Annotated in this window: 25 protein-coding genes; 17 read left to right on the top strand and 8 right to left on the bottom strand. The window is 67.1% G+C overall.

Features of this window, described 5'->3' with window-relative positions; all coding sequences use genetic code 11:
• Positions 1–73 precede the first annotated feature (73 nt).
• The 3 genes from NS355_RS06035 to pdxH are packed head-to-tail and all read right to left on the bottom strand — an operon-like array spanning position 74 to position 2,408.
• Positions 74–877 (bottom strand): PhzF family phenazine biosynthesis protein, encoded by an 804-nt coding sequence (locus tag NS355_RS06035; RefSeq protein ID WP_058744882.1) that lies wholly within the window; start codon positions 875–877, stop codon positions 74–76.
• Complete coding sequence (locus NS355_RS06030; RefSeq protein ID WP_058744881.1) at positions 877–1,830, bottom strand: cation diffusion facilitator family transporter; 954 nt, start codon at positions 1,828–1,830, stop codon at positions 877–879. The genes NS355_RS06035 and NS355_RS06030 overlap by 1 nt, the downstream gene beginning before the upstream one ends.
• Entirely contained in the window at positions 1,827–2,408 is a 582-nt protein-coding gene (gene pdxH, locus NS355_RS06025; RefSeq protein WP_058744889.1) for a pyridoxamine 5'-phosphate oxidase, read from the bottom strand. Before pdxH ends, NS355_RS06030 begins: the two co-directional genes overlap by 4 nt.
• Positions 2,409–2,503: 95 nt before the next feature.
• Between pdxH and NS355_RS06020 the strand changes: the two genes are divergently transcribed.
• The 4 genes from NS355_RS06020 to NS355_RS06005 are packed head-to-tail and all read left to right on the top strand — an operon-like array spanning position 2,504 to position 9,219.
• Positions 2,504–3,391, top strand: coding sequence for a Ku protein (locus tag NS355_RS06020; protein WP_058744880.1), 888 nt, complete (start codon positions 2,504–2,506; stop codon positions 3,389–3,391).
• Positions 3,384–5,828 (top strand): DNA ligase D, encoded by a 2,445-nt coding sequence (gene ligD / locus NS355_RS06015; RefSeq protein ID WP_058744879.1) that lies wholly within the window; start codon positions 3,384–3,386, stop codon positions 5,826–5,828. Before NS355_RS06020 ends, ligD begins: the two co-directional genes overlap by 8 nt.
• A 44-nt stretch (positions 5,829–5,872) precedes the next feature.
• Entirely contained in the window at positions 5,873–8,329 is a 2,457-nt protein-coding gene (locus NS355_RS06010; protein WP_058744878.1) for a circularly permuted type 2 ATP-grasp protein, read from the top strand.
• Complete coding sequence (locus tag NS355_RS06005; RefSeq protein WP_058744877.1) at positions 8,326–9,219, top strand: transglutaminase family protein; 894 nt, start codon at positions 8,326–8,328, stop codon at positions 9,217–9,219. Before NS355_RS06010 ends, NS355_RS06005 begins: the two co-directional genes overlap by 4 nt.
• Positions 9,220–9,325: 106 nt before the next feature.
• Here NS355_RS06005 and NS355_RS06000 read toward each other — a convergent pair whose 3' ends face one another.
• Positions 9,326–9,556, bottom strand: coding sequence for a hypothetical protein (locus tag NS355_RS06000; protein WP_058744876.1), 231 nt, complete (start codon positions 9,554–9,556; stop codon positions 9,326–9,328).
• A 99-nt stretch (positions 9,557–9,655) separates the two neighbouring features.
• Here NS355_RS06000 and NS355_RS05995 point away from each other — a divergent pair, with 99 nt between their 5' ends.
• From NS355_RS05995 to NS355_RS05970, 6 genes are all read left to right on the top strand, one after another.
• Positions 9,656–10,615, top strand: coding sequence for a DnaJ C-terminal domain-containing protein (locus NS355_RS05995; RefSeq protein WP_058744875.1), 960 nt, complete (start codon positions 9,656–9,658; stop codon positions 10,613–10,615).
• Between the two features lie 7 nt (positions 10,616–10,622).
• A complete protein-coding gene (locus tag NS355_RS05990; protein ID WP_058744874.1) occupies positions 10,623–11,594 on the top strand; it encodes a YihY/virulence factor BrkB family protein in 972 nt (323 codons plus the stop codon).
• An 8-nt stretch (positions 11,595–11,602) separates the two neighbouring features.
• Entirely contained in the window at positions 11,603–12,394 is a 792-nt protein-coding gene (gene fabI, locus NS355_RS05985; protein WP_058744888.1) for an enoyl-ACP reductase FabI, read from the top strand.
• 185 nt (positions 12,395–12,579) lie between these two features.
• Positions 12,580–13,125: a GNAT family N-acetyltransferase gene (locus NS355_RS05980; RefSeq protein WP_058744873.1), complete on the top strand. Its 546-nt coding sequence runs from the start codon at positions 12,580–12,582 to the stop codon at positions 13,123–13,125.
• Positions 13,122–14,189, top strand: a complete 1,068-nt coding sequence (aroC, locus tag NS355_RS05975; RefSeq protein ID WP_058744872.1) for a chorismate synthase — start codon at positions 13,122–13,124, stop codon at positions 14,187–14,189. Before NS355_RS05980 ends, aroC begins: the two co-directional genes overlap by 4 nt.
• Before the next feature lie 62 nt (positions 14,190–14,251).
• Positions 14,252–14,689, top strand: a complete 438-nt coding sequence (locus NS355_RS05970) for a hypothetical protein (RefSeq protein WP_058744871.1) — start codon at positions 14,252–14,254, stop codon at positions 14,687–14,689.
• A gap of 197 nt (positions 14,690–14,886) precedes the next feature.
• Here the strand turns inward: NS355_RS05970 and NS355_RS05965 are convergent, their stop codons facing one another.
• Positions 14,887–16,176, bottom strand: a complete 1,290-nt coding sequence (locus NS355_RS05965; RefSeq protein ID WP_058744870.1) for an adenylosuccinate synthase — start codon at positions 16,174–16,176, stop codon at positions 14,887–14,889.
• A gap of 112 nt (positions 16,177–16,288) precedes the next feature.
• On the bottom strand, positions 16,289–17,395 hold the full coding sequence (locus NS355_RS05960) for an ATP phosphoribosyltransferase regulatory subunit (protein ID WP_058744869.1): 1,107 nt from the start codon (positions 17,393–17,395) through the stop codon (positions 16,289–16,291).
• Positions 17,396–17,535: 140 nt separating this feature from the next.
• On the opposite strand from NS355_RS05960, the gene NS355_RS05955 reads away from it, so the two are divergent.
• The gene (locus NS355_RS05955; protein WP_244489576.1) at positions 17,536–18,132 is read left to right on the top strand and encodes an exopolysaccharide biosynthesis protein; all 597 of its coding nucleotides are present in this window, start codon (positions 17,536–17,538) and stop codon (positions 18,130–18,132) included.
• A gap of 74 nt (positions 18,133–18,206) precedes the next feature.
• Entirely contained in the window at positions 18,207–18,596 is a 390-nt protein-coding gene (locus tag NS355_RS05950; RefSeq protein ID WP_058744868.1) for a hypothetical protein, read from the top strand.
• A gap of 52 nt (positions 18,597–18,648) precedes the next feature.
• Here NS355_RS05950 and serA read toward each other — a convergent pair whose 3' ends face one another.
• Complete coding sequence (gene serA / locus NS355_RS05945) at positions 18,649–20,226, bottom strand: phosphoglycerate dehydrogenase (protein WP_058744867.1); 1,578 nt, start codon at positions 20,224–20,226, stop codon at positions 18,649–18,651.
• 82 nt (positions 20,227–20,308) lie between these two features.
• Positions 20,309–21,466 carry a phosphoserine transaminase gene (locus NS355_RS05940; protein ID WP_058744866.1) on the bottom strand — a complete coding sequence of 386 codons (1,158 nt, stop codon included), beginning with the start codon at positions 21,464–21,466 and terminating at the stop codon, positions 20,309–20,311.
• 175 nt (positions 21,467–21,641) lie between these two features.
• Here NS355_RS05940 and NS355_RS18620 point away from each other — a divergent pair, with 175 nt between their 5' ends.
• The 5 genes from NS355_RS18620 to NS355_RS05915 all read left to right on the top strand — a co-directional run.
• Positions 21,642–22,319, top strand: a complete 678-nt coding sequence (locus tag NS355_RS18620) for a DUF2975 domain-containing protein (protein WP_167345409.1) — start codon at positions 21,642–21,644, stop codon at positions 22,317–22,319.
• Complete coding sequence (locus NS355_RS05930) at positions 22,319–22,540, top strand: helix-turn-helix domain-containing protein (protein WP_058744864.1); 222 nt, start codon at positions 22,319–22,321, stop codon at positions 22,538–22,540. The genes NS355_RS18620 and NS355_RS05930 overlap by 1 nt, the downstream gene beginning before the upstream one ends.
• Before the next feature lie 42 nt (positions 22,541–22,582).
• The gene (locus tag NS355_RS05925) at positions 22,583–23,245 is read left to right on the top strand and encodes an extensin family protein (RefSeq protein WP_058744863.1); all 663 of its coding nucleotides are present in this window, start codon (positions 22,583–22,585) and stop codon (positions 23,243–23,245) included.
• A 33-nt stretch (positions 23,246–23,278) separates the two neighbouring features.
• Positions 23,279–24,166 carry a TIGR00730 family Rossman fold protein gene (locus NS355_RS05920; protein WP_058744862.1) on the top strand — a complete coding sequence of 296 codons (888 nt, stop codon included), beginning with the start codon at positions 23,279–23,281 and terminating at the stop codon, positions 24,164–24,166.
• Positions 24,167–24,258: 92 nt separating this feature from the next.
• A partial coding sequence (locus tag NS355_RS05915) for a transposase (RefSeq protein WP_167345408.1) occupies positions 24,259–24,612 on the top strand: 354 nt, incomplete at its 3' end.

Below are 24,612 nucleotides of genomic sequence, written 5' to 3'. Positions count from 1 at the left end.
GCCTTCGCCGGGGAACAGCTACATCTTCAAACTTCCGTTCAAGCCGAGCGAGGTCGAAACCGAAGCCCGTCGATCAAGCGAGCAGGAACGTGCCCTCGATCACCGTCACGCAGCCTCCGCCCAGGATCACCCGGTCGCCGTCCACCCGACAGGTCAACCGCCCGCCCCGTGCACTCGCCTGCTCCGCCACGAAGGAGTCGCGTCCCAGCTTCTCCGTCCAATAGGGCGTCAGCACGGCATGTGCCGCGCCCGTCACCGGGTCCTCATCGATGGCGAAGGCTGGTACGAAGACGCGGCTCACCACATCCGCCTCCCCTGCCCCGCCGCGCGCGGTCAGGATGACGACATAGCGCCCGGCCTTGGCCAGGGCGCCGAAATCCGGGGCGCAGCCGCGTACCGTCGCCGCATCGTCGACCACCACGACGGCATAGCCCGCCGGATGGCGCAACGTCTCGACCACGCCGTCCACGCCCAGCGCCTCGACCACGCCCGGCAGCGCCTGGGGCAACGGCGTTCGCTCGGGCAAGGACATGCTGTAGCCCAGCCCGTCGCGCGCGACCTCCAGCACCCCGGCATGGCGCGTCGCGAAGCGCACCCGTTCGCGCGTCGTATCCGACGACAGCACGACATGCCCGCTCGCCAGCGTGGCATGGCCGCACATCTCGACCTCGTCGCCCGGCGTGAACCAGCGCAGTTCGAAATCCGCCTCGCCGCCATTTGCGGCCACCAGAAAGGCGGTTTCCGACAGGTTGTTCTCCTGCGCGATCGCCAGCAGCGTGGCGTCGTCCGGCCAGGCGGACAACATCATCACCGCCGCCGGATTGCCGCCGAACGCGGCATCGGCAAAGGCATCGACCTGGGTGAAGGGGATGCGCATCAATAGCCGACCCGCTTGCCGAACCAGTGCGGGGTCACGTCGGCCTCGACCAGCGGATTGTCGGTGTCGACATGGCCTTCGGGATCGAGATGGATCAGCACCTCGACCTTGGGGAAGGCGCGGCGCAGCGCCCGCTCGACGCCCTCGACCACGTCATGCGCGGCGGCGACCGTCATGTCGCGGTCGACCTCCATATGGAACTGCGCGAAGTCGTGGCTGCCCGAACGGCGGGTGCGGAAGTCGTGGATTCCCTTCAACCCCGGCTGGCGCGCGGCGACGTCGAGAAAGGCGGCGCGCTGGTCGTCGGACCATTCCTTGTCCATCAACTGGTCGATCGCGGTCGAGGAGGCCTGGAACGCGCCCCAGGCCAGCCACAGCGCGATGGCGATACCGAAGATCGGGTCCGCGCCGTGCCAGCCGAGATACTGGTCGAGCACCATCGCGACGATGACCGAGCCGTTGAGCATCACGTCGGACTGGTAATGGACATTGTCCGCCAGGATCGCGACCGATCCGGTGCGGCGGATGACGCTGCGCTGATAGGCGAGCAGGATGATGGTGGCGACAATCGCGATCACCGACACGCCGATGCCGAACTCGGCGTCGCCCGTTGGATTGTCCGAGCCGAGCGCCATGACCGCACGCCAGGCGATCCCCGCCGCCGAGGCGGTGATCAGCGCGACCTGGAACAGCGCCGCCAGCGCCTCCGCCTTGCCATGGCCGAAGCGGTGGTCATGATCCGCCGGAGTCGCCGCCAGCCGGACGCCGTACAGCGTCACGAGACTGGCCAGCAGGTCAAGCGCGGTATCGGCCAGCGACCCCAGCATCGCGACCGAGCCGGTCCGCCATGCGGCAAAGCTCTTCAGCGCCAGCAGGAACAGCGCCATCGCGACGCTGGCCAGCGCCGCGCGGGTCGCCAGCGGGATGATCTTCTTACGTTCGTCCTGGGTCACGGGAACAGCAATCCTTCGTCCCAGCCATGTTCGCTGGTGCGGGTGAAGACACGGCGCTCATGCAGCCGATGTTCGCGGTCGAGCCAGAACTCGATCCGCTGCGGAGTGACGCGGTATCCGCCCCAATGCGGCGGGCGCGGCACGTCGCCGCCCTCGAAGCGGGCACGCATTTCCTCGAAGCGCGCCTCGAACGTCTCGCGGGCGTCGAGCGGGCGCGACTGGTCCGAGGCCCAAGCGCCCAGCTGCGAGTCGCGGCCCCGGCTGGCGAAATAGGCATCCGACTCGGCATCGTCGACGCGCGACACCGGCCCCTCGATACGGATCTGGCGGCGCAGCGATTTCCAGTGGAAGAGAAGCGCGGCCTTGCTGCCATCGCCCAGTTCCTGTGCCTTGCGACTCTCGCGGTTGGTGTAGAACACGAATCCGCGGGCGTCATGCCCCTTCAGCAAGACCATGCGCACCGAGGGTTGCAGGCGCGCATCCACCGTCGCCAGCGCCATCGCATTATAATCGTTGATTTCGCTCGCTCGCGCCTCGGCAAGCCACGCATCGAACAGGACAAAGGGATCGTCAGCCATGCGCCCGCCCATACGCCTCTGGGGTCGGAAAACCAATGTCGGGAACGGAAATGCCGAGTCCGTCATTGGAGGGGTTACGCAACGGAGATTTCCCCATGCCCGCACGCGCTTACTGGCAGGGCCAGATACGCCTCGCGCTCGTGTCGATCCCGGTCGAAATCTATGCGGCCACCAAAAGCGGCGCGACCATCCAGTTCAAGCAGATCCACGAACCCAGCGGCAAGCCGATCCATTACGAAAAGGTCGTGAACGATATCGGCCCGGTCGACACCGACGAGATCGTGAAGGGCTATCAGGTCGCCAAAGGCGATTACGTCCTGCTCGACCAGGACGAGATCGACGCGGTGAAGCTGGAGTCGAAAAAGACGCTCGAGCTGACCCGCTTCGTCGATGCGGGCGAAATCAACGTCCTTTATTATGAGCGCCCCTATTTCGTCGTGCCCGCCGACGATCTGGCCGAGGAAGCCTTCATCGTGCTGCGCGAGGCGTTGAAGCGGACGGGCAAGGTCGGGCTGGGGCAACTGGCGCTTAGGGGCCGCGAATATATCGTTTCGCTCCGACCGTGCGGGCGCGGGCTGATCCTGGAGACGCTGCGCTACGCCGATGAGGTGAACAAGGCGCAGGCCTATTTCAGCGATATCGGCGATGCCAAGCCCGACGCCGAGCTGCTCGACCTTGCCCAAGCGCTGATCGAGAAGAAATCCGGTCCCTTCGACCCCAAGCAGTTCCATGACCATTATGTCGAGGCGCTCCATCGCCTGATCGACCGCAAGCGCAAGGCGAAGGGCAAGAAGGTCATCGAGGACGAGGATGACGCGCCGGCCAAGTCGGGCGGCAATGTCGCTGACCTGATGGCGGCACTCAAACAGTCGATGGAGACGGGTGAGACGCGCAGCCGTTCGCGCAAGGCCCCGGCCAAGGCGCCCCGGAAAGCCCCTGCGAAAAAGACCACCCGCAAGGCCCCGGCGCGCAAACATGGCTGATCCGCTCGAACGCTATAACGCCAAGCGCGACTTCACCCGCACCGCCGAACCGGCGGGGACGCTGGCGCCGGGCAAGGGCAACAGCTTCATCGTGCAGAAGCATGACGCGACCCGGCTCCACTGGGACTTCCGGCTGGAGGTGGACGGGGTGCTGAAGAGCTGGGCGGTCACGCGCGGGCCGAGCCTGGACCCCGACGAAAAGCGGCTGGCGGTACGCACCGAGGATCATCCGCTCTCCTATGCGACCTTCGAGGGGACCATCCCGGCGGGCGAATATGGCGGCGGCACGGTGATGCTGTGGGATCGCGGCACCTGGTCGCCGGTGGCGGGCAAGAGCGCGAAGGATCTGGAGGACGGGCATCTCCACTTCATCCTCGATGGCGAGCGGATGAAGGGCGAATGGCTGCTCGTCCGCATGAAGCCTCGCGGCAAGGAAAAGCGCGAGAACTGGCTGCTGCGCAAGGTCGCCGATGCCCATGAAGGGGGCACCGATACGCTGACCGATCAGGCGCTGACCAGCGTGTCGACCGGGCGGACCATGGCGCAGATCGCCGAAGGGAAACAGGCCAAGAAGACGCCCGTCAAAGGGCCGAAAACCGCTTCCCGCAAGCCGAAGACCAAGGCGATGGCGGGCACCATGCCGGAATTTCGAGCCCCCGCGCTATGCACTCTGGTCGATCAGGTTCCGGCCGGGAATGGCTGGCTACACGAGATCAAATATGACGGTTACCGCGCGCTGATCGCGATCGGCGGGGGCGCGGCGCGGGTCTTCACCCGCAGCGGGCTGGACTGGAGCGAGAAATTCCCCGGCATCGTCGCGGCCGCCGCCGACCTGCCCGTCACCAGCGCGCTGATCGACGGAGAAATCGTTGCGTTCAAGGACGGGCGGCCCGACTTCTCGACGCTGAAGGATGCAATCGGCACGACCAAACCGATGAGCCTATTCGCCTTCGACCTGCTGTCGCTCGACGGCGAGGACGTGACCGCCCTGCCGCTGGTCCAGCGCAAGGAACGGCTGCGCGGTATCGTTCCCAAGGGTGGTGAGACGATCCAGTTCGCCGAGCATGTCACCGGCTCGGGCGAGGCGCTGTTCGACACGCTCTGCGCCGAGGGGCTGGAGGGCGTCGTCTCCAAACGCGCCGACAGCCGTTATCCCGGTGCGCGCAGCCGCGACTGGCTGAAGATCAAATGCCTGAAGCGTCAGGAATTCGTGATCGTCGGCTGGCTGCCGTCGGACAAGGCGCGGCGGGGATTCAAATCGCTGCTGCTCGGCGTGAATCGCGACGGCAGGCTCACCTATGTCGGCAAGGTCGGCACCGGCTTTACCGAGGCGCGCATGGCCGAACTGCGCAAGCTGCTCGACACCCGCGCCCGCAAGACCGCCCCCGTCGAAGCCCCCCGCGCGATGGTGCGGGGCGCGCATTGGGTGCGGCCCGATCTGGTCGCCGAGATCGCCTTTACCGAGACGACGCCCGACGGCCTGCTCCGCCACCCCAGCTTTATCGGCCTGCGCGAGGACAAGCCCGCCGATCAGGTGGTCGAGGAGCGTCCCGCGCCCGCCCCCTCGGCGAAGGACAGCGACATCGCCATCACCCATCCCGAGCGGGTGATCTTCCCGGACAGCGAACTGACCAAGGGCGATCTGGCCGATTATGTCGCGGCGGTCGCTCCGTTGATGCTGCCCTGGGTCGCACACCGACCGGTCAGCCTGGTCCGCTGTCCACAGGGACGGGCGCGGGCGTGTTTCTTCCAGAAACATGACGCGGGCAGTTTCGGGCCGCATGTCCATTCGGTGCCGATCCGCGAAAAGGACGGTGGCACCGAACCCTATCTCTATGTCGAAGATGCGCAAGGCTTGCGTGCCTGTATCCAGATGGGCTCGATCGAGTTTCACGGCTGGGGTTCGTCCATCGCCACGCTGGAACAGCCCGACCGGATGATCTTCGACCTCGACCCCGACCCGTCCGTGACCTTCGACGAGGTGAAACGCGCCGCCGTCCATATCCACGACCAGTTGGCCGAACTGGGGCTGACCAGTTTCGCGATGCTGTCGGGGGGCAAGGGCGTGCATGTCGTCGTGCCGCTGACCCCGGACGCGCAGTGGCCCGCCCTATCGGACTTTGCCGAACGCTTCGCCAAGGCGCTGGCAAAGAGCGATCCCGACCGCTTCGTCGCGGTGGCGACCAAGGCCAGGCGCAAGGGCCGCATCTTCATCGACTGGCTGCGCAACCAGCGCGGCGCGACCGCCGTCATGCCCTATTCGGCGCGGGCCAGATCGGGCGCGCCGGTCGCGGCCCCGGTGGCGTGGCGCGAGCTGGACGGCATCGATACGGCGGCGCGCTGGACGATCCGCGATGCCGAGGAACTGGCGACGCGCGCGGGTGGCGCGGCCTTGCGCGGCTGGGGTGTGGCGGATCAAATCCTGCCCGATCTCTAATCGCCTGTTGCAACCTGGGGCCGATCCGGCGATTTTCCCCGCCGATGGACCCTTCCGAGGACAGCCCCGCGCAGGCCGCCGCCTGGATCGACGCCTATCGCGCGGCCGCCCCCGGTGCGGACGTGCTGGCGGGATCGCATGACCCGGCCTGGCCCGCCATGCTGGAGGAACTGGCCGCCGTCGCCAGCAACCTGGCCCATGCGCGCGAACGGGTGCAGCGCCACGCCGCCGACATCGGCACCGGCTTTCGCATCATCGGCGAAACCGACGAGCGGCCCTGGCCCGTCTCCCCCGTCCCCCTGCTGATCGACACCGCCGAATGGGCGGGGATCGAGGCGGGGGTGATCCAGCGGGCCGCGCTGCTGGAGACGATCCTCGCCGATCTCTACGGCCCCGGACGGCTGGTGGCGGAAGGGCTCATCCCCGCCGCGCTGGCGACCGGCAGCCCCTATTTCCTGCGCCCGATGGTCGGGGTGCGCCCGCCCGGCGGCCATCATCTGAGCTTCGTCGCCTTCGACCTGGCGCGTGGGCCGGATGGCGAGTGGCGGGTGCTGGCCGATCACCTGCGCAACCCGGCGGGCGCGGGCTATGCGCTGGAGAACCGGCTGGCGGTCAGCCGGACGCTGGGCGGCCTGCAGAACCGCCTGAACGTGCAGCGGCACGCGCCCTTCTTCGCCGCCTTTCGCGCCGGTCTCGCCGCCCAGTGCCGACGCGCCGATCCGCGCATCGGACTGCTGACGCCGGGTCGTTTCAACCCCAGCTACCCCGAACAGGCGCATCTGGCGCGCTATCTCGGCCTGTTGCTGGTCGAGGGCGCGGACCTCGCGGCGATCGAGGGACAGGTCTATGTCCGCACCGTCGCGGGGCTGAAGCGGATCGATGCGCTGTGGCGGCGGCTCGATCCCCGGATGCTCGACCCGCTGGCGTTCGACAGCCATTCGCAGATCGGTGTGCCCGGCCTGATCGACGCCTATGTCGAGGGGCAGGTGGTCATTGCCAACGCCCCGGGCGCGGGCGTGCTGGAGAGCCCGGCCGTCTCCGCCTTCCTGCCCGCGCTGGCACAGGCTCTGGCGGGTGGGCCGCTGATGCTGCCCAATATCGCGACCTGGTGGTGCGGTGGGCCGCGCCAGGCCGCGCATGTCGCCGAGCATCTCGACCGGCTGCTGATCGCCCCCGCCTTCGGACCCCGCCCGCTGGGCCTGCCGAGTGGCGCGCGAACGGGCGCAAGCCTGTCGGCCGAGGAGCGGGGGATGCTGCTGACCGACATGGCGAAACGGCCGCAGGATTATGTCGGGCAGGAGATGGTGCGCCTGTCCACCATGCCCGTCGTCATCGGCGACCGGCTGGAGCCGCGTCCCTTTACCTTGCGCGTCTTCGCCGCGCGCGACGGCGAGGGTCGATGGACGGTCATGCCCGGCGGCTTCGGCCGCATCGGCGACCATCCGGAGGCGACCGCCGCGATGATCGGCGAAGGGCTGTGGTCCGCCGATGTCTGCGTCCATGGGCCGGAGCCGGTGACGCCCATGTCACTGCTCGCCGACCCGGATTCGCTGCACGTCCGGCGCAATCCAGGGACGCTGCCCAGTCGGGTCGCGGACAATTTCTACTGGCTGGGCCGCTATCTGGAGCGGGGCGAGGCGCTGCTCGCGGCGATCCGGGTGATGCTGGGCAATTCCATCGACGTCGATGGCGGCGCGGCGCTGGACCCGCGCACGGTCGGGCGGCTGGTCGGCCTCATCACCGGCGGGGGCGCGGCCCCGCATCCCGACAGCCTGCACCGCGCCGCCCTGACCCAGTTCGCCCGCACCGCGATGGAGGATGAGGGCTTTCATTCGGTCGCCCGCATCAACCGGCTGGCGCGCGGGATCAGCGAAGGATCGCGTGACCGGCTGTCCGCCGACATGGTGCGGCTGCTGGAGGCCCCCTTCCCCAGCCATGCCGGGATGCTCGACCGGGCGGGGTCGCTGCAACGCCGCTATGCCGCGATCGCGGGACTGTCGGCCGAGCATATGGTGCGCACCACGGCGTGGCGCTTCCACGATCTTGGTCGCCGGGTGGAGCGCGCGGTGGCGGTGGCGCGGGCGACGCGGCTGTTCGGCATGGCGGGCGCGTCCGCGGACGACCTGTCGACCCTGCTCGACCTCGCCAACAGCCAGATCAGCTATCGCCAGCGTTATCCGACCGGCCTGGCCCGCGTCGCGGTGGTCGACCTCGTCGCGCTCGATCCCAACAATCCGCGCGCGCTGGCGTATCAGACCGCGCGCATCGCCGACTGCCTGTCGCGCCTGCCCGTCCTGTCCGATGACGATATGGCCGAGCCGCAACAGGCCCAGGCCATCGCCATCCGCGCCGCGCTGGAAATAGCGGATGCCCGCACGCTCGATGCCGATACGCTGGGCGATATCGAGCGGCGGCTGGGTCTGCTGTCCGAGGCGATCGCGCGGCGATACTTCCTGCAAGGGGCCGAGCCTCTCCGCGCCGGAGGCCTCACGCTCGCATGATCTACGACATTCGCCACATCACCCGCTTCGATTACGGCGCGCAGGTCAAATATGCGCGGTGCAATCTGCGGCTGAAGCCGATTGACTGGCCCGGCCAGACGCTGGAGTCTTACGACCTGATCGTCGAGCCGGTCGGCCGCACCCGCGCCGCCCATGCCGAGGCGGGGCTGGCGCATGTCACGCGGCTGGTGGTCGACCGCCCGGTGCGCAGCCTGACGATCGAGAGCCGCGCGCGCATGACCGTCGACCGCCCGGTGCCGATGCCGTCCCCCAATGATCCGACGCTGGCCGAAGTCTCTGCGCTCGCCCGAAGCAGCCGCGACCTGTCGGCGGCGAGCCCGGCCAATTACATCTTCCCCTCACCCCTAATCCCGCTCGACCCCGCCATCGCCGAATGGTGCGCGGCCGACCTGTCACCGGAACGCGGCGCGCTGGAGGCGGGGTTCGCGCTGGCGGGCCGCATCCAGCGCGAATTCGCCTTCGACCCCGCCGCCACTCTGGTCGACACGCCCCCGGCCGAAGCGTTCCGCCAGCGGCGCGGCGTCTGCCAGGACTTTGCCCAGATCATGATCACGGGCCTGCGCGCGGCGGGTATCCCGGCGGCCTATGCCTCGGGCTATATCCGCACCCTGCCGCCGCCGGGCCAGGCACGGCTGGTCGGTGCCGACGCGACCCATGCCTGGGTGCTGATCTGGGGCGGGCCGCAAGCCGGCTGGGTCGGGGTCGATCCGACCAACGGCATCTGGATGGCGGGCGACCACATCATCGTCGCGGTCGGCCGCGACTATGCCGAGATCGCACCGGTCGATGGCGTCGTACTGGGCTCTGGCGCGCAGAAGATGGACGTCAGCGTCGACGTCGCGCCGCTGGAGGAAATGGTGGCAGGGTAGAGCCTCTCCGCTCCGTTCGCACTGAGCGAAGTCGAAGTGCACGCCCCTCCGCTTTACCACGAGCGCTTTCCCGTGGCCTTCGACTTCGCCCAGGCCAAACGGAGGGTTAGCCCTCTTCCGTCACCGCATTGGGATTGTCCTTGTCCGGGTCCGGATGCCCGCCCTTGCCGTGATAGGCCGCCCCGCTCTGGCCGCCATGGAAATCGCCCTCGCGCTCGGGCACGCTTTCGTAACCGCCGCCCTGGCTTTCGCCGCCATGCTTGCCCGGCGCATCCGATACGCCGTCCGGTGCGCCCTTCTTGCCGTCCTTGCCAACGGCCTGCATCGGTTCCGTCATGATCCGTCTCCTTCGCGCCCTCAACGCATGGGGAACGGATTGCGCTCCGCCACGGACTCCCCCACATGAGAAGGCAATACACTGCCAACGGGGAACAGAGTGGCCGATCCATATCAGACGCTGGGCGTGAGCCGCATGGCCAGCGAAGCCGATATCAAGAAAGCCTATCGCAAGCTGGCGAAGGAACTGCATCCCGACCGCAACAAGGACAATCCCAAAGCGGCCGAGAAGTTCAGCCAGGTCACCAACGCCTATGACCTGCTGAACGACAAGGACAAGCGCGCCCGGTTCGACCGGGGCGAGATCGACGGCGACGGCAACCCCACCTCGCCCTTCGGCTATGGCGGCGGCCCCGGCGGGTTCGGCGGCGGTCCGCGCCCTGGCGCTGGTGGAGCCGGGGGCGGCTTTCGCCAGCAATTCGACTTCGGCGGCGAGGGCGCCGACATGTCGGATATCTTCGAGGGGATGTTCAGCGGCGCCGGGCGCGGCGGTTTCTCGGGCGGCTTTGGCGGGTTCGGCGGACGCGGCCGTTCGGCCGCCAAGGGTGCGAACAGCGCCTATGCCCTGCGCGTTCCCTTTGTCGACGCCGCCACGCTCAGCCCGCAGCGGATCACTTTGGCCGATGGCAAGACGATCGACCTGAAACTGCCCGCCGGGGTCGAGAGCGGCACCCAGATGCGCCTCGGCGGCAAGGGCGAGCAGGGCCCCGGCGGCCCCGGCGACGCGATCATCACCATCGAGGTCGTCCCCCATGCCTTCTTCACCCGCGACGGCGACGATGTCCGGCTGGACCTGCCCATCTCGCTGGCCGAGGCGGTGCTGGGCGGCCAGGTGAAGGCGCCGACGGTCGAGCGTCCGGTCATGCTGACCGTGCCCAAGGGCACCAGTTCGGGCAAGACGTTGCGCCTGAAGGGCAAGGGCTTTCATAAGAAGGATGGCGGCCGCGGCGATCAGTTGATCACGCTTATGATCGACATCCCCGCCGATGATGCCGCATTGCAACAGTTTGCGGCGGAATGGACCGACGGCAGGAACCCGAGGGCCGCCATGGGCGTCTGATCGTTCCATGAGCGATGTGAACGGCCTGACTCCAGAAGAACGCGCGCACCATTCAGGCAAGGCCCGCCAGCGGCTGGACCGGCAGATCGCCAAGGTCCGGCCCGGCTCCTATGCTTTTGAAATCTTGAAGCGAACCAGCCTGGGTGTGTTCAACGACGGGTTCATCCATGCCGGAAACCTCGCTTATCTGGCGCTGATGACGCTGTTCCCCTTCTTCATCACCACCGCCGCGCTGCTGTCGTTGTTCGGGCAGAGCAACGAGACTCAGCATGCGGTGGAGAGCTTCCTCCACGTCCTGCCCCCCGATGTCAGCGAGCTGTTGCGAAAGCCCATCTCCGACGTGCTGGCCGCGCGGACCGGATCGCTGTTGTGGCTGGGCGGGCTGGTCGGCCTGTGGACGGTCGGCGGGTTCATCGAGACGATCCGCGACATCTTCCACCGCGCTTACGGCGTGAAGGCGACGGCGGCCTTCTGGAAATCGCGGCTTTCCTCGACGCTGGTCATGATCGCCTCGGTCGTCGTCGCGCTGCTGTCGTTCCTGGCCGCCGGTATCCTGACCGCCGCCGAACAGTTCATCTATCGCCTTGTCCCCTTCTCACAGGACGTTGCTGGCTGGGTCGGCTTGTCGCGGCTCATTCCCGGCGCGGTCATGTTCGGGGCGCTCTACCTGCTCTTCTATTCGGTCACGCCGGGCAAATATCGCGAGAGCGATTGCCCCAAATGGCCGGGTGCTCTGTTCACGGCGGCCTGGTGGGTCAGCATGACCGCGCTGCTGCCCTGGGTGCTGTCGAAACTGGGCGGCTATGACCTGACCTATGGCAGCCTGGCGGGCGTCGTCGTGATGCTGCTGTTCTTCTATCTGATCGGCTTGGGACTGGTTTTCGGTGCGCATTTGAACGCGGCACTGGCGGAACCACCGGAAACGGGGCTAGAGAGGGCGATTGATGGAAGTGAACCGGCAGGAGCGGTAACGGCGTGAACGGATTGATGGCAGGCAAGCGGGGGCTCATCATGGGCCTGGCCAATGACAAATCGCTGGCCTGGGGCATCGCCAAGCAGCTTTCGGAGGCGGGCGCGGAGCTCGCCTTTTCGTATCAGGGCGCGGCGATGGAAAAGCGGGTCCGCCCGCTGGCCGAACAACTGGGCGTGGCGCGCCTGTTCGATTGCGACGTGTCCGAGATGGAGTCGCTCGATAAGCTGTTCGCCGATCTGAAGGCCGAGTGGCCGACGATCGACTTCGTGGTTCACGCCATCGGCTTTTCGGACAAGTCGCAGTTGCGTGGGAAATATTACGACACCACGCTCGACAATTTCCTGATGACCATGAACATCTCGGCCTATTCGCTGGTCGCGGTCGCCCAGCGCGCGCGGACGATGATGCCTGAGGGCGGCTCGATCCTGACGCTGACCTATTATGGCGCGGAAAAGGTCATCCCGCACTACAACGTCATGGGCGTAGCCAAGGCGGCGCTGGAGACCAGCGTGAAGTATCTCGCGGTCGATCTGGGGCCGGAAAATATCCGCATCAACGCGATCTCGGCGGGCCCGATCCAGACGCTGGCGGCGCGCGGCATCGGCGACTTCAATTATATCCTGAAGTGGAACGAGCTGAACGCGCCGCTGCGTCGCACCGTGACGATCGAGGATGTGGGCGGCGCGGGCCTCTACATGCTGTCGGATTTGTCGTCGGGCGTGACGGGTGAGATTCATCATGTCGATGCCGGGTATAATGTCATCGGCATGAAGGCTGAGGACGCGCCAGACATCGCGCTGGCGTAATCCCGATCCTCCCCGGCACGGGGAGGTGGCAGGCCGAAGGCCTGACGGAGGGGGTCTTCCTCAAGGGATTTGCCCAGCAGCGATCCCCCTCCACCACCGCTTCGCGGTGGTCCCCCTCCCCGTACCGGGGAGGATGCAACATTATCTATCGCGCCTTGCGCCCCGGCGACGCTAAAGACGAACCCATGTCCGACCAGCCTATCGCCGCCATCACCATCCGCCCCGCCCAAGGGCAGGACGTCGCCGCGCTCGACGCGCTGCTCGTCGCCAGCTTCCCCGCCCCCGCCGAAGCCGCCCTGGTCCGCGATCTGTGCGTCGAGGGTGACATGGTGCTGATGCTGGTCGCGATCGACGAGGCGACGGACACGCTTGTCGGCGCGATCGCGTTCAGCCGGATGGCCGTGGAGATCGGCGGCAAGCCGATCAATTCGGTCGCCCTCGCCCCCATCGCCGTCGCGCGCGACTGGCGGCAGCAGGGTGTCGGCGAGGCTTTGGTCGCCGCCGGGCTCGAACGGCTGGAGAAGGAGGGCGTCGTCCTCTGCTTCGCGCTGGGCGATCCCGCTTTCTACGGCCGTTTCGGTTTCGCCGCCGATGTCGCGAGCGGCTTCGACAGCCCCTATACGGGCGAATATTTCCTGGCGGTGCCGCTGCAGGGTGGCCTGATCCCCTGCGGCGTGCGCGGGGCCGCCACCCATGCGCCGGCCTTTGCCCGGCTCGGAGATGCTGCGTGAGCTTCAACAGTTTCGGCCGCCTGTTCCGCTTCACCACCTGGGGCGAGAGCCATGGCCCGGCACTGGGCGCGGTGGTCGACGGGTGCCCGCCCGGCATCGCGTTGTCGGAAGAGGACATCCAGCCTTGGCTCGACAAGCGCCGCCCGGGCACCAGCCGCTTCACCACGCAGCGACGCGAGCCCGATCAGGTCCGCATCCTGTCGGGCGTGTTCGAGGGGCGGACGACCGGCACTCCGATCAGCCTGATGATCGAGAATGTCGACCAGCGGTCAAAGGACTATGGCAATGTCGCCTTGGCCTATCGCCCCGGCCATGCCGATTATGCCTATGACGCGAAGTACGGCTTCCGCGACTATCGCGGCGGCGGCCGCTCCTCGGCGCGCGAGACGGCGGCGCGGGTGGCCGCGGGCGCGGTTGCGCGTGTGGTGATCCCGGAGGTCCGCATCCGCGCCTGGGTCGAGTCGATCGGCGGCGATCGGATCGACTATGAGGCGTTCGACGATGCGCAGATCGACGCCAATCCCTTTTTCTGCCCCGATGCCGCCGCTGCCGAGCGTTGGGAAGCGATCGTCGACGGCGCGCGTAAGTCCGGCTCCTCGGTGGGCGCGGTCGTCGCCTGCGAGGCGACCGGCGTGCCCGCCGGATGGGGCGCCCCGCTCTATGCCAAGCTGGACAGCGAACTGGCCTCGGCCTGTATGAGCATCAATGCGGTCAAGGGTTTCGAGATCGGCGACGGATTCGCCGCCGCCGCGCTGACCGGCGAGCAGAATGCCGATCCGATGCGCGCCGGAAATGGCGGCCCACGCTTCCTGGCCAATCACGCGGGCGGCATTGCGGGGGGTATCGCCACCGGCCAGCCCGTCACGATGCGCGTCGCGTTCAAGCCGACCAGTTCGATCCTCACGCCCGTCGACACCATCACCCGCACCGGCGAAGAGACACAGATCGCCACCAAGGGGCGTCATGACCCTTGCGTCGGCATTCGCGGCGTTCCGGTGGTCGAGGCGATGGTCGCGCTGGTTTTAGCCGATCAGGCGTTGCTTCATCGCGGCCAATGTGGTTAACTAAAGGAACGGACGTTCTCTTGCCTCGTTAACCATCACGAGAATAAAGCAGGAGAGAATCAATGCGTTACATGCATGTGATCGCAGCGGCCGCCCTCGTGATCCCCGCTGCGGGCTTCGCGCAGGTTTCGGGTGGCACGACTGGCGGGATGGCCGGGCAGACCGGCACCATGGGCCAGACGATGCCGGGGCAGATGCCCGGCCAGACCGGCACCATGCCGGGTCAGACCACCATGGGTCAGCCTGACACCATGACCACGACGCCGGGCACCACGACCCGCTCGACGACGCGCAGCAAGAGCCGCAGCCGCACGACGACGCCGGGCAGCACGGTCAACACACCATCGACCACGCCTGACGCCATGGGCTCGTCAACCACGACCGGCAGCGGTACGATGAATGGCGGCACGATGGGCGGCGACATGACCACCAGCGGCCAGGTCGGCACCGGGACCAGCGGCGGCACCACCACCCCGCCGGGCAGCAGCGGCGGCATGTAACCCCTTCGGGTTCGTCACTACGGGAAAGGCCCGGTTGCGAGAGCGGCCGGGCCTTTTGCATAAGGCGGGGCGTGGCCTTCGACTTCACTCACGCTGAGCGGGGTTCAGTACCAGGGTCCGTTCAGCCTGAGCGAAGTCGAAGGCCAAGGGAAAGCGCTCAAACGAAAAGGCCCCGACTTCCGCCGGGGCCTCCTGTATCAATCCGCGAAAGGATCGCGAACCAGGATCGTGTCCTCACGCTCCGGGCTGGTCGACACCAGCGCCACGGGGCAACGGATCAATTCCTCGATCCGCCGGATATATTTGATCGCCTGCGCAGGCAGATCGGCCCAGCTGCGCGCGCCCGCCGTCGATTCCTGCCAGCCTTCCATCGTCTCATAGACGGGGACGACCTTGGCCTGATCCGCCGCATGGGTCGGGTAGTAATCCAGCGTCTCGTCGCCCAGCTTGTAGCCGACGCAGATCTTCACCTCGTCGAACCCGTCGAGCACGTCGATCTTGGTCAGCGCGATGCCGGTGATACCGCCGACCGCCGCCGACTGGCGCACCAGCACCGAGTCGAACCAGCCGCAACGACGCTTGCGGCCCGTGACCGTGCCGAATTCATGACCGCGCTCGCCCAGACGCTGGCCGGTTTCGTCCTCCAGCTCGGTCGGGAACGGCCCCGAGCCGACGCGGGTGGTATAGGCCTTGGCAATGCCCAGCACGAAGCCGACGCCCGACGGCCCCAGGCCCGAGCCGCCCGCTGCGGCCCCTGCGATCGTGTTGGACGAGGTGACGAAGGGATAGGTGCCGTGATCGATGTCGAGCAGCACGCCCTGCGCACCCTCGAACAGGATGCGCTTGCCGCCGGTCCGCGCCTCGTTGAGGTCGCGCCACACCGGCTTGGCGAAGGGCAGGACGAACGCGGCGATCTCGCGCAGATCGGCGAGCAGCCGCTCGCGGTCGACCGGCGGCTCGCCGAAGCCGGCGCGCAGCGCGTCGTGGTGCGCGCAGAGGCGGTCGAGCTGCGGGCCCAGATCGTCCAGATGCGCCAGATCGCACACGCGGATCGCACGGCGGCCGACCTTGTCCTCATAGGCCGGGCCGATGCCGCGCCGAGTCGTGCCGATCTTGCCCGCCCCGCTGGCATCTTCGCGCAGGCCGTCCAGGTCGCGGTGGATCGGCAAGATCAGCGGGCAATTGTCGGCGACGCGCAGCGTCTCGGGGCTGGCATGGACGCCCTGCTCGGCCAGACGCTCGATCTCGGCCTTCAGCGCCCAGGGGTCGAGGACGACGCCGTTGCCGATGACGCTGGGGGTGCCGCGCACGATGCCCGAGGGGAGCAGCGACAGCTTGTAGACATTCTCGCCGACGACCAGCGTGTGACCGGCATTATGCCCGCCCTGGAAACGGACGACCATGTCGGCGCGCTCGGCCAGCCAGTCGACGATCTTGCCCTTGCCTTCGTCGCCCCATTGCGCGCCGATGACTGCTACATTTGCCATGGATGCTATGCTCCGCCTGCCGGACGGACCCCATGCGCCCTTCGACAGGACTCGGCGGATGGGGGTTTCCAATAATGTGCGGGGCGCGCCTAGCGGGACGCGGCCCCGTATGTCAACCGGCGATGGCGGTCGGCTCGCCGTTCGACAGGATATGGGTGCAAAGCTGTGCCTCGGGCGTGTCGCCGTCCTCCAGCGCCTGTACCGTCACCCAACCCTGCGCCCGGAGCGAGGCGCCCGTCGCGGCTTCGGTGCCGTAAGGAAGGAACAGCCGCCGCCGCTCGGTCGGCGGGGCGGTGGCGACGATGGCGTCGGCATAGAGCGAAAAGCCGGTGGCCTTCTCCTCGGCACCATCCTCGTGGAAGATGGTATAGGTGCCGCCGCGCCCGACCTCACGCGGAGGGCCAGCGACGAACAGCGAGAAGCCCAGCCAGCTCTGGAACTCGAAACCATGCCGCTCGGTCGGGTCGAGGGTCATCGACACCCCCTCGCCCAGCGCCGCCGCAATCGCCTCCAGCGCGTCGAGACGGCTGGCGAGGACACCCTGGGTGTCGAAGGCGCGCAGACGTTCCATCGCCGTCGCAAACGGCCCCGCCGCCTCGACCAGCGGCAGATAGTCGGGTGCGATCGCCGCAACCCCGCCCGCATCCTTGGCATCCAGCCGGTCCCGCAACGCCGCCACCTGATCCGCCGCGACCGGCAACGGCCCGGCGGCGAGCAGGTCGACCAGATCGGGCAGCGTGAAGTCGATCGAAATGCCGGTCGTGCCCGCCGCGACCAGCGCCTCGACCGCAACGCGCACCACTTCGGTCGCCGCCGCCGTCGAGTCGAGCCCGATCAGTTCCGCCCCGATCTGCCGCCACTCACGCGCGGGCGCGAGTTCGGAGCCGCGCAGGCGGACGACCGTGCCCGCATAGGACAGCCGCACCGGGCGCGGATGATGGCCCATGCGGGTGGCGGCGATACGCGCCACCTGCGCGGTCAGGTCGGGCCGGATGGCGAGCGTGCGCTGCGACACCGGATCGACGAAGCGCACCGCGTCATGCAGCCCCCCCGCCTTCAACCGCGACCCCAGCGCCTCGGCAAACTCGATCGACGGCGGGTCGGCGCGCTCATAACCATGCAGCCGCGCCGCCTCCAGCACCCGCGCCTCCACCGACGCGGCGGCATCGGCATAGGGGGGAAGACGGTCGTGATAGCCTTCGGGAAGGAGCGCGGTCATCGGGCCTGATCCATGAAACGGACGGTGTTCGAGGGGGTGCTTGGCCGTCCGGCCTCACCGCGTCAACCTCGTTCGCCCCATGCGACGCACCGGACGGCATGGCGGCCGGCGGAACCCGATCGCCGCGATGCCGTTTGCTCATGATGTCGGACGCCCCCAGCAGCATCGAAGACATTCTCAAGATTTTGAAGGATCTTGCCGACAAGCAGGATCGGGTGAAGTTGGGCGATGTCATCGAGGCGATCGGCGGACGCTCGTTTGGGCCGTTCCTGCTCCTACCCGCGCTGATCGACATCTCGCCGGTCGGGTCGATCCCCGGGCTGCCCACGGTCTTGGCGGCGATCATCATCCTGATCGCGGTGCAACTGGCGCTGGGGCGCGATCATCTCTGGGTGCCCGGCTTCGTCGCCCGCCGTTCGCTGGCGAGCAAGACGGTGTGCAAGATCGTCGACAAGGCCAAGAAGCCCGCCGCCTGGGCGGATCGCTGGTTCCACGGACGGCTGCCTGCGCTGACCCAGGGGCCGTTCGTCCGCGTCGCGGCGGTGGCGTGCATCCTGCTCGCGCTGACGGTGCCGCCGCTCGAACTCCTGCCGCTCGCGACGACCGCGCCGATGGCGGCGATCGCGACCTTGGGCTTGGCACTGATGGTGCGCGACGGGGCGGTGATGATCGTCTTCATCCTGCTGGCCATCGCTGCGGTGGCGCTCGGCACCGGTTTCGCGATCACCAAGACCTGAGCACGACATCCACGCTGGACGACCGCCGTTTCGCCACGCACGATGGCCGAAGCTAGCCGGCGGGGGATGGACAAATGGAAGTGCTGCTCGAGGTCGTCCTGCAATTTGTAGGGGAGATTTTGTTGCAGCTGGTCATCGAGTTCCTCGTCAAGCTCGGCTTTCAGAGCCTTGGCGCGCCGCTTTCGAGGCCAGCGAGCCCGCTGCGCAAGACGCTCGGCTATATTCTGCTGGGTGGCATGGCGGGCGGGATCAGCGTGTTGCTCGTGCCTGCGCTGATGATCCAGAACGAGTGGCTGCGTATGGCCAACCTCGTCATCACGCCCGTCACGGCGGGAGGGATCATGTGGTTTCTGGCCAGAAAGAAGGTCCGCAAAGGCGCGCCGCTCGTGGCGCTCGATCGCTTCGGCTATGCCTTCTTCTTCGCGCTCGCGATGAGTTCGGTGCGCTTCCTCTGGGCATCGTAGGGTTATGCCCCCTCTCCACCCACGGAGAGGGGGCATCGCTGTCTTCAAAGGTTCAGAACACCAGACCCATCGCAGTCTTCACGCCCGGCAGCGCCTTGACCTTGGCCAGCAGGCCTGCGTCCACCGCCTCGTCGACCGAGAGCAGCAGCACCGCCTCGCCGCCCGCCGAGCGGCGGCCGAGGTGGAAGGTACCGATGTTGACGCCCGCCTCGCCCAGCGTGGTGCCGAGACGTCCGATGAAGCCCGGCGCGTCCTCGTTGACGACGTACAGCATGGGCCCGGCAAGGTCGGCCTCGACCTTGATGCCGAACAGTTCGACCAGGCGCGGCGCCTGATCGCCGAACAGCGTGCCCGCGACCGAACGCTCGCCGTCCGCCGTCGTCACCGTCACGCGGACCAGCGTGTGGTAATCGCCCTCACGGTCATGGCGCACTTCGCGCACGTCGAGCCCGCGCTCCTTGGCGAGGAACGGCGCGTTGACCATGTTCACCGTGTCCGAATGGACGCGCATGAAGCCCGCCAGCACCGCACCCGTGATCGGCTTGAGGTTGAGCGCGGCGGCCGCACCCTCCGCCTCGATCGCGATGCCGGTGACCGCGCCGTGCGACAGCTGGCCGACCAGCGAACCCAGCTTTTCCGCGAGCGCCATATACGGCTTCAGCTTCGGCGCTTCCTCGGCGGTCAGGCTCGGCATGTTGAGCGCGTTGGTAACGCCGCCCGAGACCAGGAAATCGGCCAGCTGCTCGGCGACCTGGATCGCGACATTGACCTGCGCTTCGGTGGTCGACGCGCCCAGATGCGGGGTCGAGATGAAGTTCGGCGTGCCGAACAGCGGGCTTTCCTTGGCCGGTTCGACCTTGAACACGTCGAGCGCCGCGCCGCCGATATGCCCCGAATCGAGCCCCGCCTTCAGCGCCTCTTCGTCGATCAGCCCGCCGCGCGCGCAGTTGATGATGCGCACGCCCTTCTTGGTCTTGGCCAGATTCTCGGCCGACAGGATGTTGCGGGTCTGGTCGGTCAGCGGGGTGTGCAGCGTGATGAAATCGGCGCGGGCGAGCAATTCGTCCAGCGTCACCTTCTCCACGCCCATCTCCAGCGCGCGCTCAGGCGTCAGGAACGGATCGAAGGCGACGACCTTCATGCGAAGACCCAGCGCGCGGTCGGCGACGATCGAGCCGATATTGCCCGCGCCGATCAGGCCCAGCGTCTTCGACGTCAGCTCGACGCCCATGAAGCGGTTCTTCTCCCACTTGCCGGCCTGGGTCGAGGCATCCGCCTCCGGCAGCTGGCGGGCGAGCGCGAACATCAGCGCGATGGCGTGTTCCGCGGTCGTGATCGAGTTGCCGAACGGGGTGTTCATCACCACCACGCCCTTGGCGCTGGCGGCGGGGATGTCGACGTTATCGACGCCGATCCCGGCGCGGCCGACGACCTTCAAATTGGTCGCGTACTCCAGGATGTCCTTGGTGACCTTGGTCGAGCTGCGGATCGCCAGGCCGTCATATTCGCCGATGATCGCCTTCAGCTCTTCGGGCGTCTTGCCGGTGATTTCGTCGACCTCGACCCCGCGTTCGCGGAAAATCTGGGCGGCCTTGGGGTCCATTTTGTCGCTGATGAGAACTTTGGGCATGGTTCACCTCGTCACCCCGGCACGGCCGGGGTTGTGGAATGGGGAAGGTCCCCGGCCCGCTGGCCGGGGGCAGGGATAAGGATCAGGCCGCCTTGGCGGTCGCGTAGGCCCAGTCGAGCCAGGGGCCGAGCGCCTCGATATCGGCGGTCTCGACCGTGGCGCCGCACCAGATGCGCAGGCCAGCGGGGGCGTCGCGGTAACCCGCCACGTCATAGGCCGCACCTTCCGCTTCGAGCAGCGAGGCCATCTTCTTGATGACCGCCTCGTCCGCGCCCTCGACCGTCAGGCAGACGCTGGTGGTCGAGCGGATCGCCGGATCGGCGGCGAGATGGCCGAGCCAGTCGCGCTCTTCGACGATCCTGTTCAACGCCGCCGCATTGGCGTCCGAGCGCTTGATGAGCGCCTCCGCGCCACCCAGGCCCTTGCCCCATTCGAGCGCGAAGATCGCATCCTCGACGGCCAGCATCGAGGGCGTGTTGATCGTCTCGCCTTTGAACACGCCCTCGGCCAGCTTGCCCTTCGACACCAGGCGGAACACCTTGGGCAGAGGCCAGGCCGGGGTGTAGGTCTCCAGACGCTCGACCGCGCGCGGGCCCAGGATCAGGACGCCGTGCGCGCCCTCGCCGCCCAGCACCTTCTGCCACGAGAAGGTCGCGACATCGATCTTGTTCCAGGGCAGGTCATAGGCGAACACCGCGCTGGTCGCATCGGCGAAGGACAGACCCTCGCGGTCGTCGGCGATCCAGTCACCGTTCGGCACACGCACGCCCGAGGTGGTGCCGTTCCAGGTGAAGAGCACGTCGTTCGACCAGTCGACCGCGTTCAGGTCCGCGATCTGGCCGTAATCGGCGCGCAGGACATTGGGGTCGAGCTTCAACTGCTTGACCGCGTCGGTCACCCAGCCCTCGCCGAAGCTTTCCCAGGCGAGCGTGGTGACGGGTCGCGCGCCGAGCATGGTCCACATCGCCATCTCGAACGCGCCGGTGTCGGAGCCGGGGACGATGCCGATGCGATGAGTGTCGGGGAGCTTCAGCAGCTCGCGCATCAGGTCGATGCAATATTGCAGCCGCTGCTTGCCAATCTTCGAGCGATGCGAACGGCCGAGGCTGTCCGTCGCGAGCTTGGCCGCGTCCCAACCGGGAGGCTTGGCGCAGGGGCCGCTGGAGAAATAGGGACGCGCCGGTTTGGTGGCGGGCTTCGCGGGCGCAAGAGTGGCGTCAGCGGCAGTCGTATCAGTCATTTAAGACTCTCCTCACAGAGAGCACGCGCGGCGTTGGGACCGCGTGGCCCGTCGATGGCCCTAGCGATGTCGATCGAAGATGACAACCACAATCGCGATGGCGCAACTTTGCTGTCGGCAAGCGGCCTCACACGCGAATTCCACAATGCCCCGCCGGGTCTTCTGTCACCGGATCTTGCTGGCATCCGAGAGGCGACGGGCGGCCACTCAGGCACCAAAAACCATTCTTATCGATTTTCAATATGAATATTGTTCGAGTTTCAGTAATTGTTTATCGAATATCGATGTTAACATGAATATGGGAGGACAGGACGACATGACACGAAGCGGAAAACGGTTAAGCGCGATACTGTACGGCTTGGTTATGGTCATGGTCGGCCTGCTAGCTCTCGCCACTCTGGCGGCGGCGGCAGGCATGGTCTGGACATTGTTCAACCCGCAGACCCTATGGGACGCTCCCCTTCATATCCGATATGCCGATCATGTGAACATCGCTTGGCCCAATACAGCCGAAGCCCGATTGGCCTTGTGCGGGGTTGGCCTTCTCCTGTGCGGGATAGTCGCGACGGGCCTTATTCCACTCCTGCGCCTTTGCCGCAGCGCCGTGGCTGGCAATCCCTTTGCCCGGGAGAATGTCGGACGCTTAAGGATGATCGCTCTGGCATTTCTGTTGGTCGCTCTTGGTCAAGTGGCGATGCCATTCGTATTACCAAAAGCAGCGCAGATACTGTTCCAACCTGCAGAGTCGCATTTGGATTTGGGGCCGCTTTTGGCGGCGCTGGTCATATTGATCCTAGCCGACGTGTTCCGCGAGGGCGTGCGCCTGCGTGAGGATGCCGAGGGCACGATCTGATGGCGATCCGCATCAATCTCGACCGGCTGCTGCTCGATCGGCGCATGTCGCTGACCGAGCTGGCCGAGCGGGTCGACCTGACACTCGCCAATCTGTCGATCCTGAAGACCGGCAAAGCGCGGGCCATCCGCTTCACCACGCTGGACGCGATCTGCACCGCGCTCGATTGCCAGCCGGGCGACATATTGGAGCATATCGCAGGCACGCCTCCGCATGACTGATCGGGGCTGACAAAAGCGAAACGGCAAGGAACAAGGGGGCATATGGTTCGCGTCCCCCTGTTTCTCGTCATTCCGATTCTGGGGGCCTCGCTCCTCTCCGCCTGCGGGCGTCCCGATCGGCCCGTCCAGCAGGCCTCGCGCCCCGAACCCTATCGCCCGCCGGTCCGCGAAACCGCGCAATGCGAGGCCGATCTGCGGCGCGAGGGCGTGGATTATCGCCGCCTGCCCGACAAGGAACTGGGGCCGGGCTGCGGCCTCTACGGCGCGGTGCAGCTGACCGATATCGGCGTGCCCGTCACCGGCGTCACCGCGATGCGCTGCGGCAATGCGCGCGCCTTTGCCGGATGGGTGCGCAACGCCGTCGCGCCCGCCGCCTGGCAGATCCTGGGCTCGCCGCTGGCCAAGGTCGAGGGCATGGGCACCTATGCCTGTCGCAACATTGTCGGCACCAACCGGATCGGCGACCGGCGTTCGGGCCATGCGCTGGCCAATGCGGTCGATGTCGGCGGCTTCGTGCTGAAGGATGGGCGGCGGATCACCCTGCTGAACGACTGGCATTCGACCGATCCGCAGGTGCGGCAGTTCTGGACGGTCATCCGCGCTTCGGCCTGCAAGCGCTTCGGCACGGTTTTAAGCCCGGATTACAATGCCGCCCACCGCAACCACCTGCATCTGGAGGATGATGCCGCCCATTTTTGCCGGTAGCGCGGGGGCGTGCGATCCCCTACATCATCCGAAATGACCGATAAGACCCAAGTACCGAACCGCGTCTTCCCCAATGCCAGCCAGGACGCCGAGAGCGCCAAGACGATCGTCTCGACGCCGCAGACCGAAAGCCCCGCCTATACGCTGGCCTTTCAGGACATGGACTTCCTGCTGCGCGAAGACCTTCGCCCCGTTCGTTTCCAGCTGGAGCTGCTGAAGGCGCAGCTGCTGCTCGAAGAGGCCAAGATCGCCTCGACCTTCGTCTTCTACGGCTCGGCGCGCATCCCCGAGCCCGCCAAAGCCGAGGCGCTGCTGGCGCTGGCGCATGACGACAAGTCGCGCAAGATCGCCGAGAACCTCGTCGCCAAGAGCAAGTACTACGACATCGCGCGCGAGCTGGCGCAGATCACCAGCCGCCTGCCCCGCGACGATCGCGGGATGCGCCAGTTCGTCGTCTGTTCGGGCGGTGGCCCGTCGATCATGGAAGCCGCCAATCGCGGCGCAGCCGACGTCGGTGCCGAGTCGGTCGGCCTGAACATCGTCCTGCCGCACGAGCAGGCGCCCAACCCCTATGTCACGCCGTCGCTGAGCCTCCAGTTCCACTATTTCGCGCTGCGCAAGATGCACTTCCTGCTGCACGCGCGCGCGCTGGCGGCGTTCCCGGGCGGCTTCGGCACGTTCGACGAGCTGTTCGAGCTGCTGACGCTGATCCAGACGGGCAAGATCCAGCCCATCCCGGTGCTGCTGTTCGGCCGCGCCTTCTGGGAACGCGTCGTCAATTTCGAGGCGCTGGTCGAGGAAGGCGTGGTGTCCGAGCGCGACCTGAGCATCTTCACCTATGTCGAAACCGCCGAAGAGGCGTGGGACGTGGTCCGCAACTTCTACGAGGAACGCGCCCGCAAGGAAGCCGAACAGGCGTAACGCCGCTCAGAAAGCCCCTCCCCTGATGGGATTGTTGCAAAAGACCTGCGCGGGTGATTCATTATCACGAGCTGGGGGGGGGGGTGTTAGCGATGGATCAAGGTTGCCTGGTGGATGGGCTGGTGTCGCCGCGTCTGGGTCGCAATGTCCGGTTGGAGCGGTTGGCGCGGGAAGTGGACTGGACCGATCTGGGGTCGCTGTTGTCGCCGCTGCGTGCCGAGCGGGGCGGTCGCCCGCCCTTTGATGCGCTGCTGATGGTCAAGGCGCTGGTGTTGCAGCGTATCCATGCGCTGTCGGACCATGGGCTGGAGGAAGCGCTGGACGACCGGGTGTCGTTTCGCCGCTTTGTCGGGCTGTCGCTGGAGGATACGCTGCCCGCCCACAGCACACTCCGCCGGTTCCGACACCGGTTGCTGGCGGAGGCGCTGGGGGAGGAGTTATTCGTG

The sequence above is a fragment of the Sphingomonas yabuuchiae genome, assembly GCF_001477495.1.
GTDB classification, from domain to species: Bacteria; Pseudomonadota; Alphaproteobacteria; order Sphingomonadales; family Sphingomonadaceae; genus Sphingomonas; species Sphingomonas yabuuchiae_A.
This window is presented reverse-complemented; position numbering and strand designations above follow the sequence as displayed.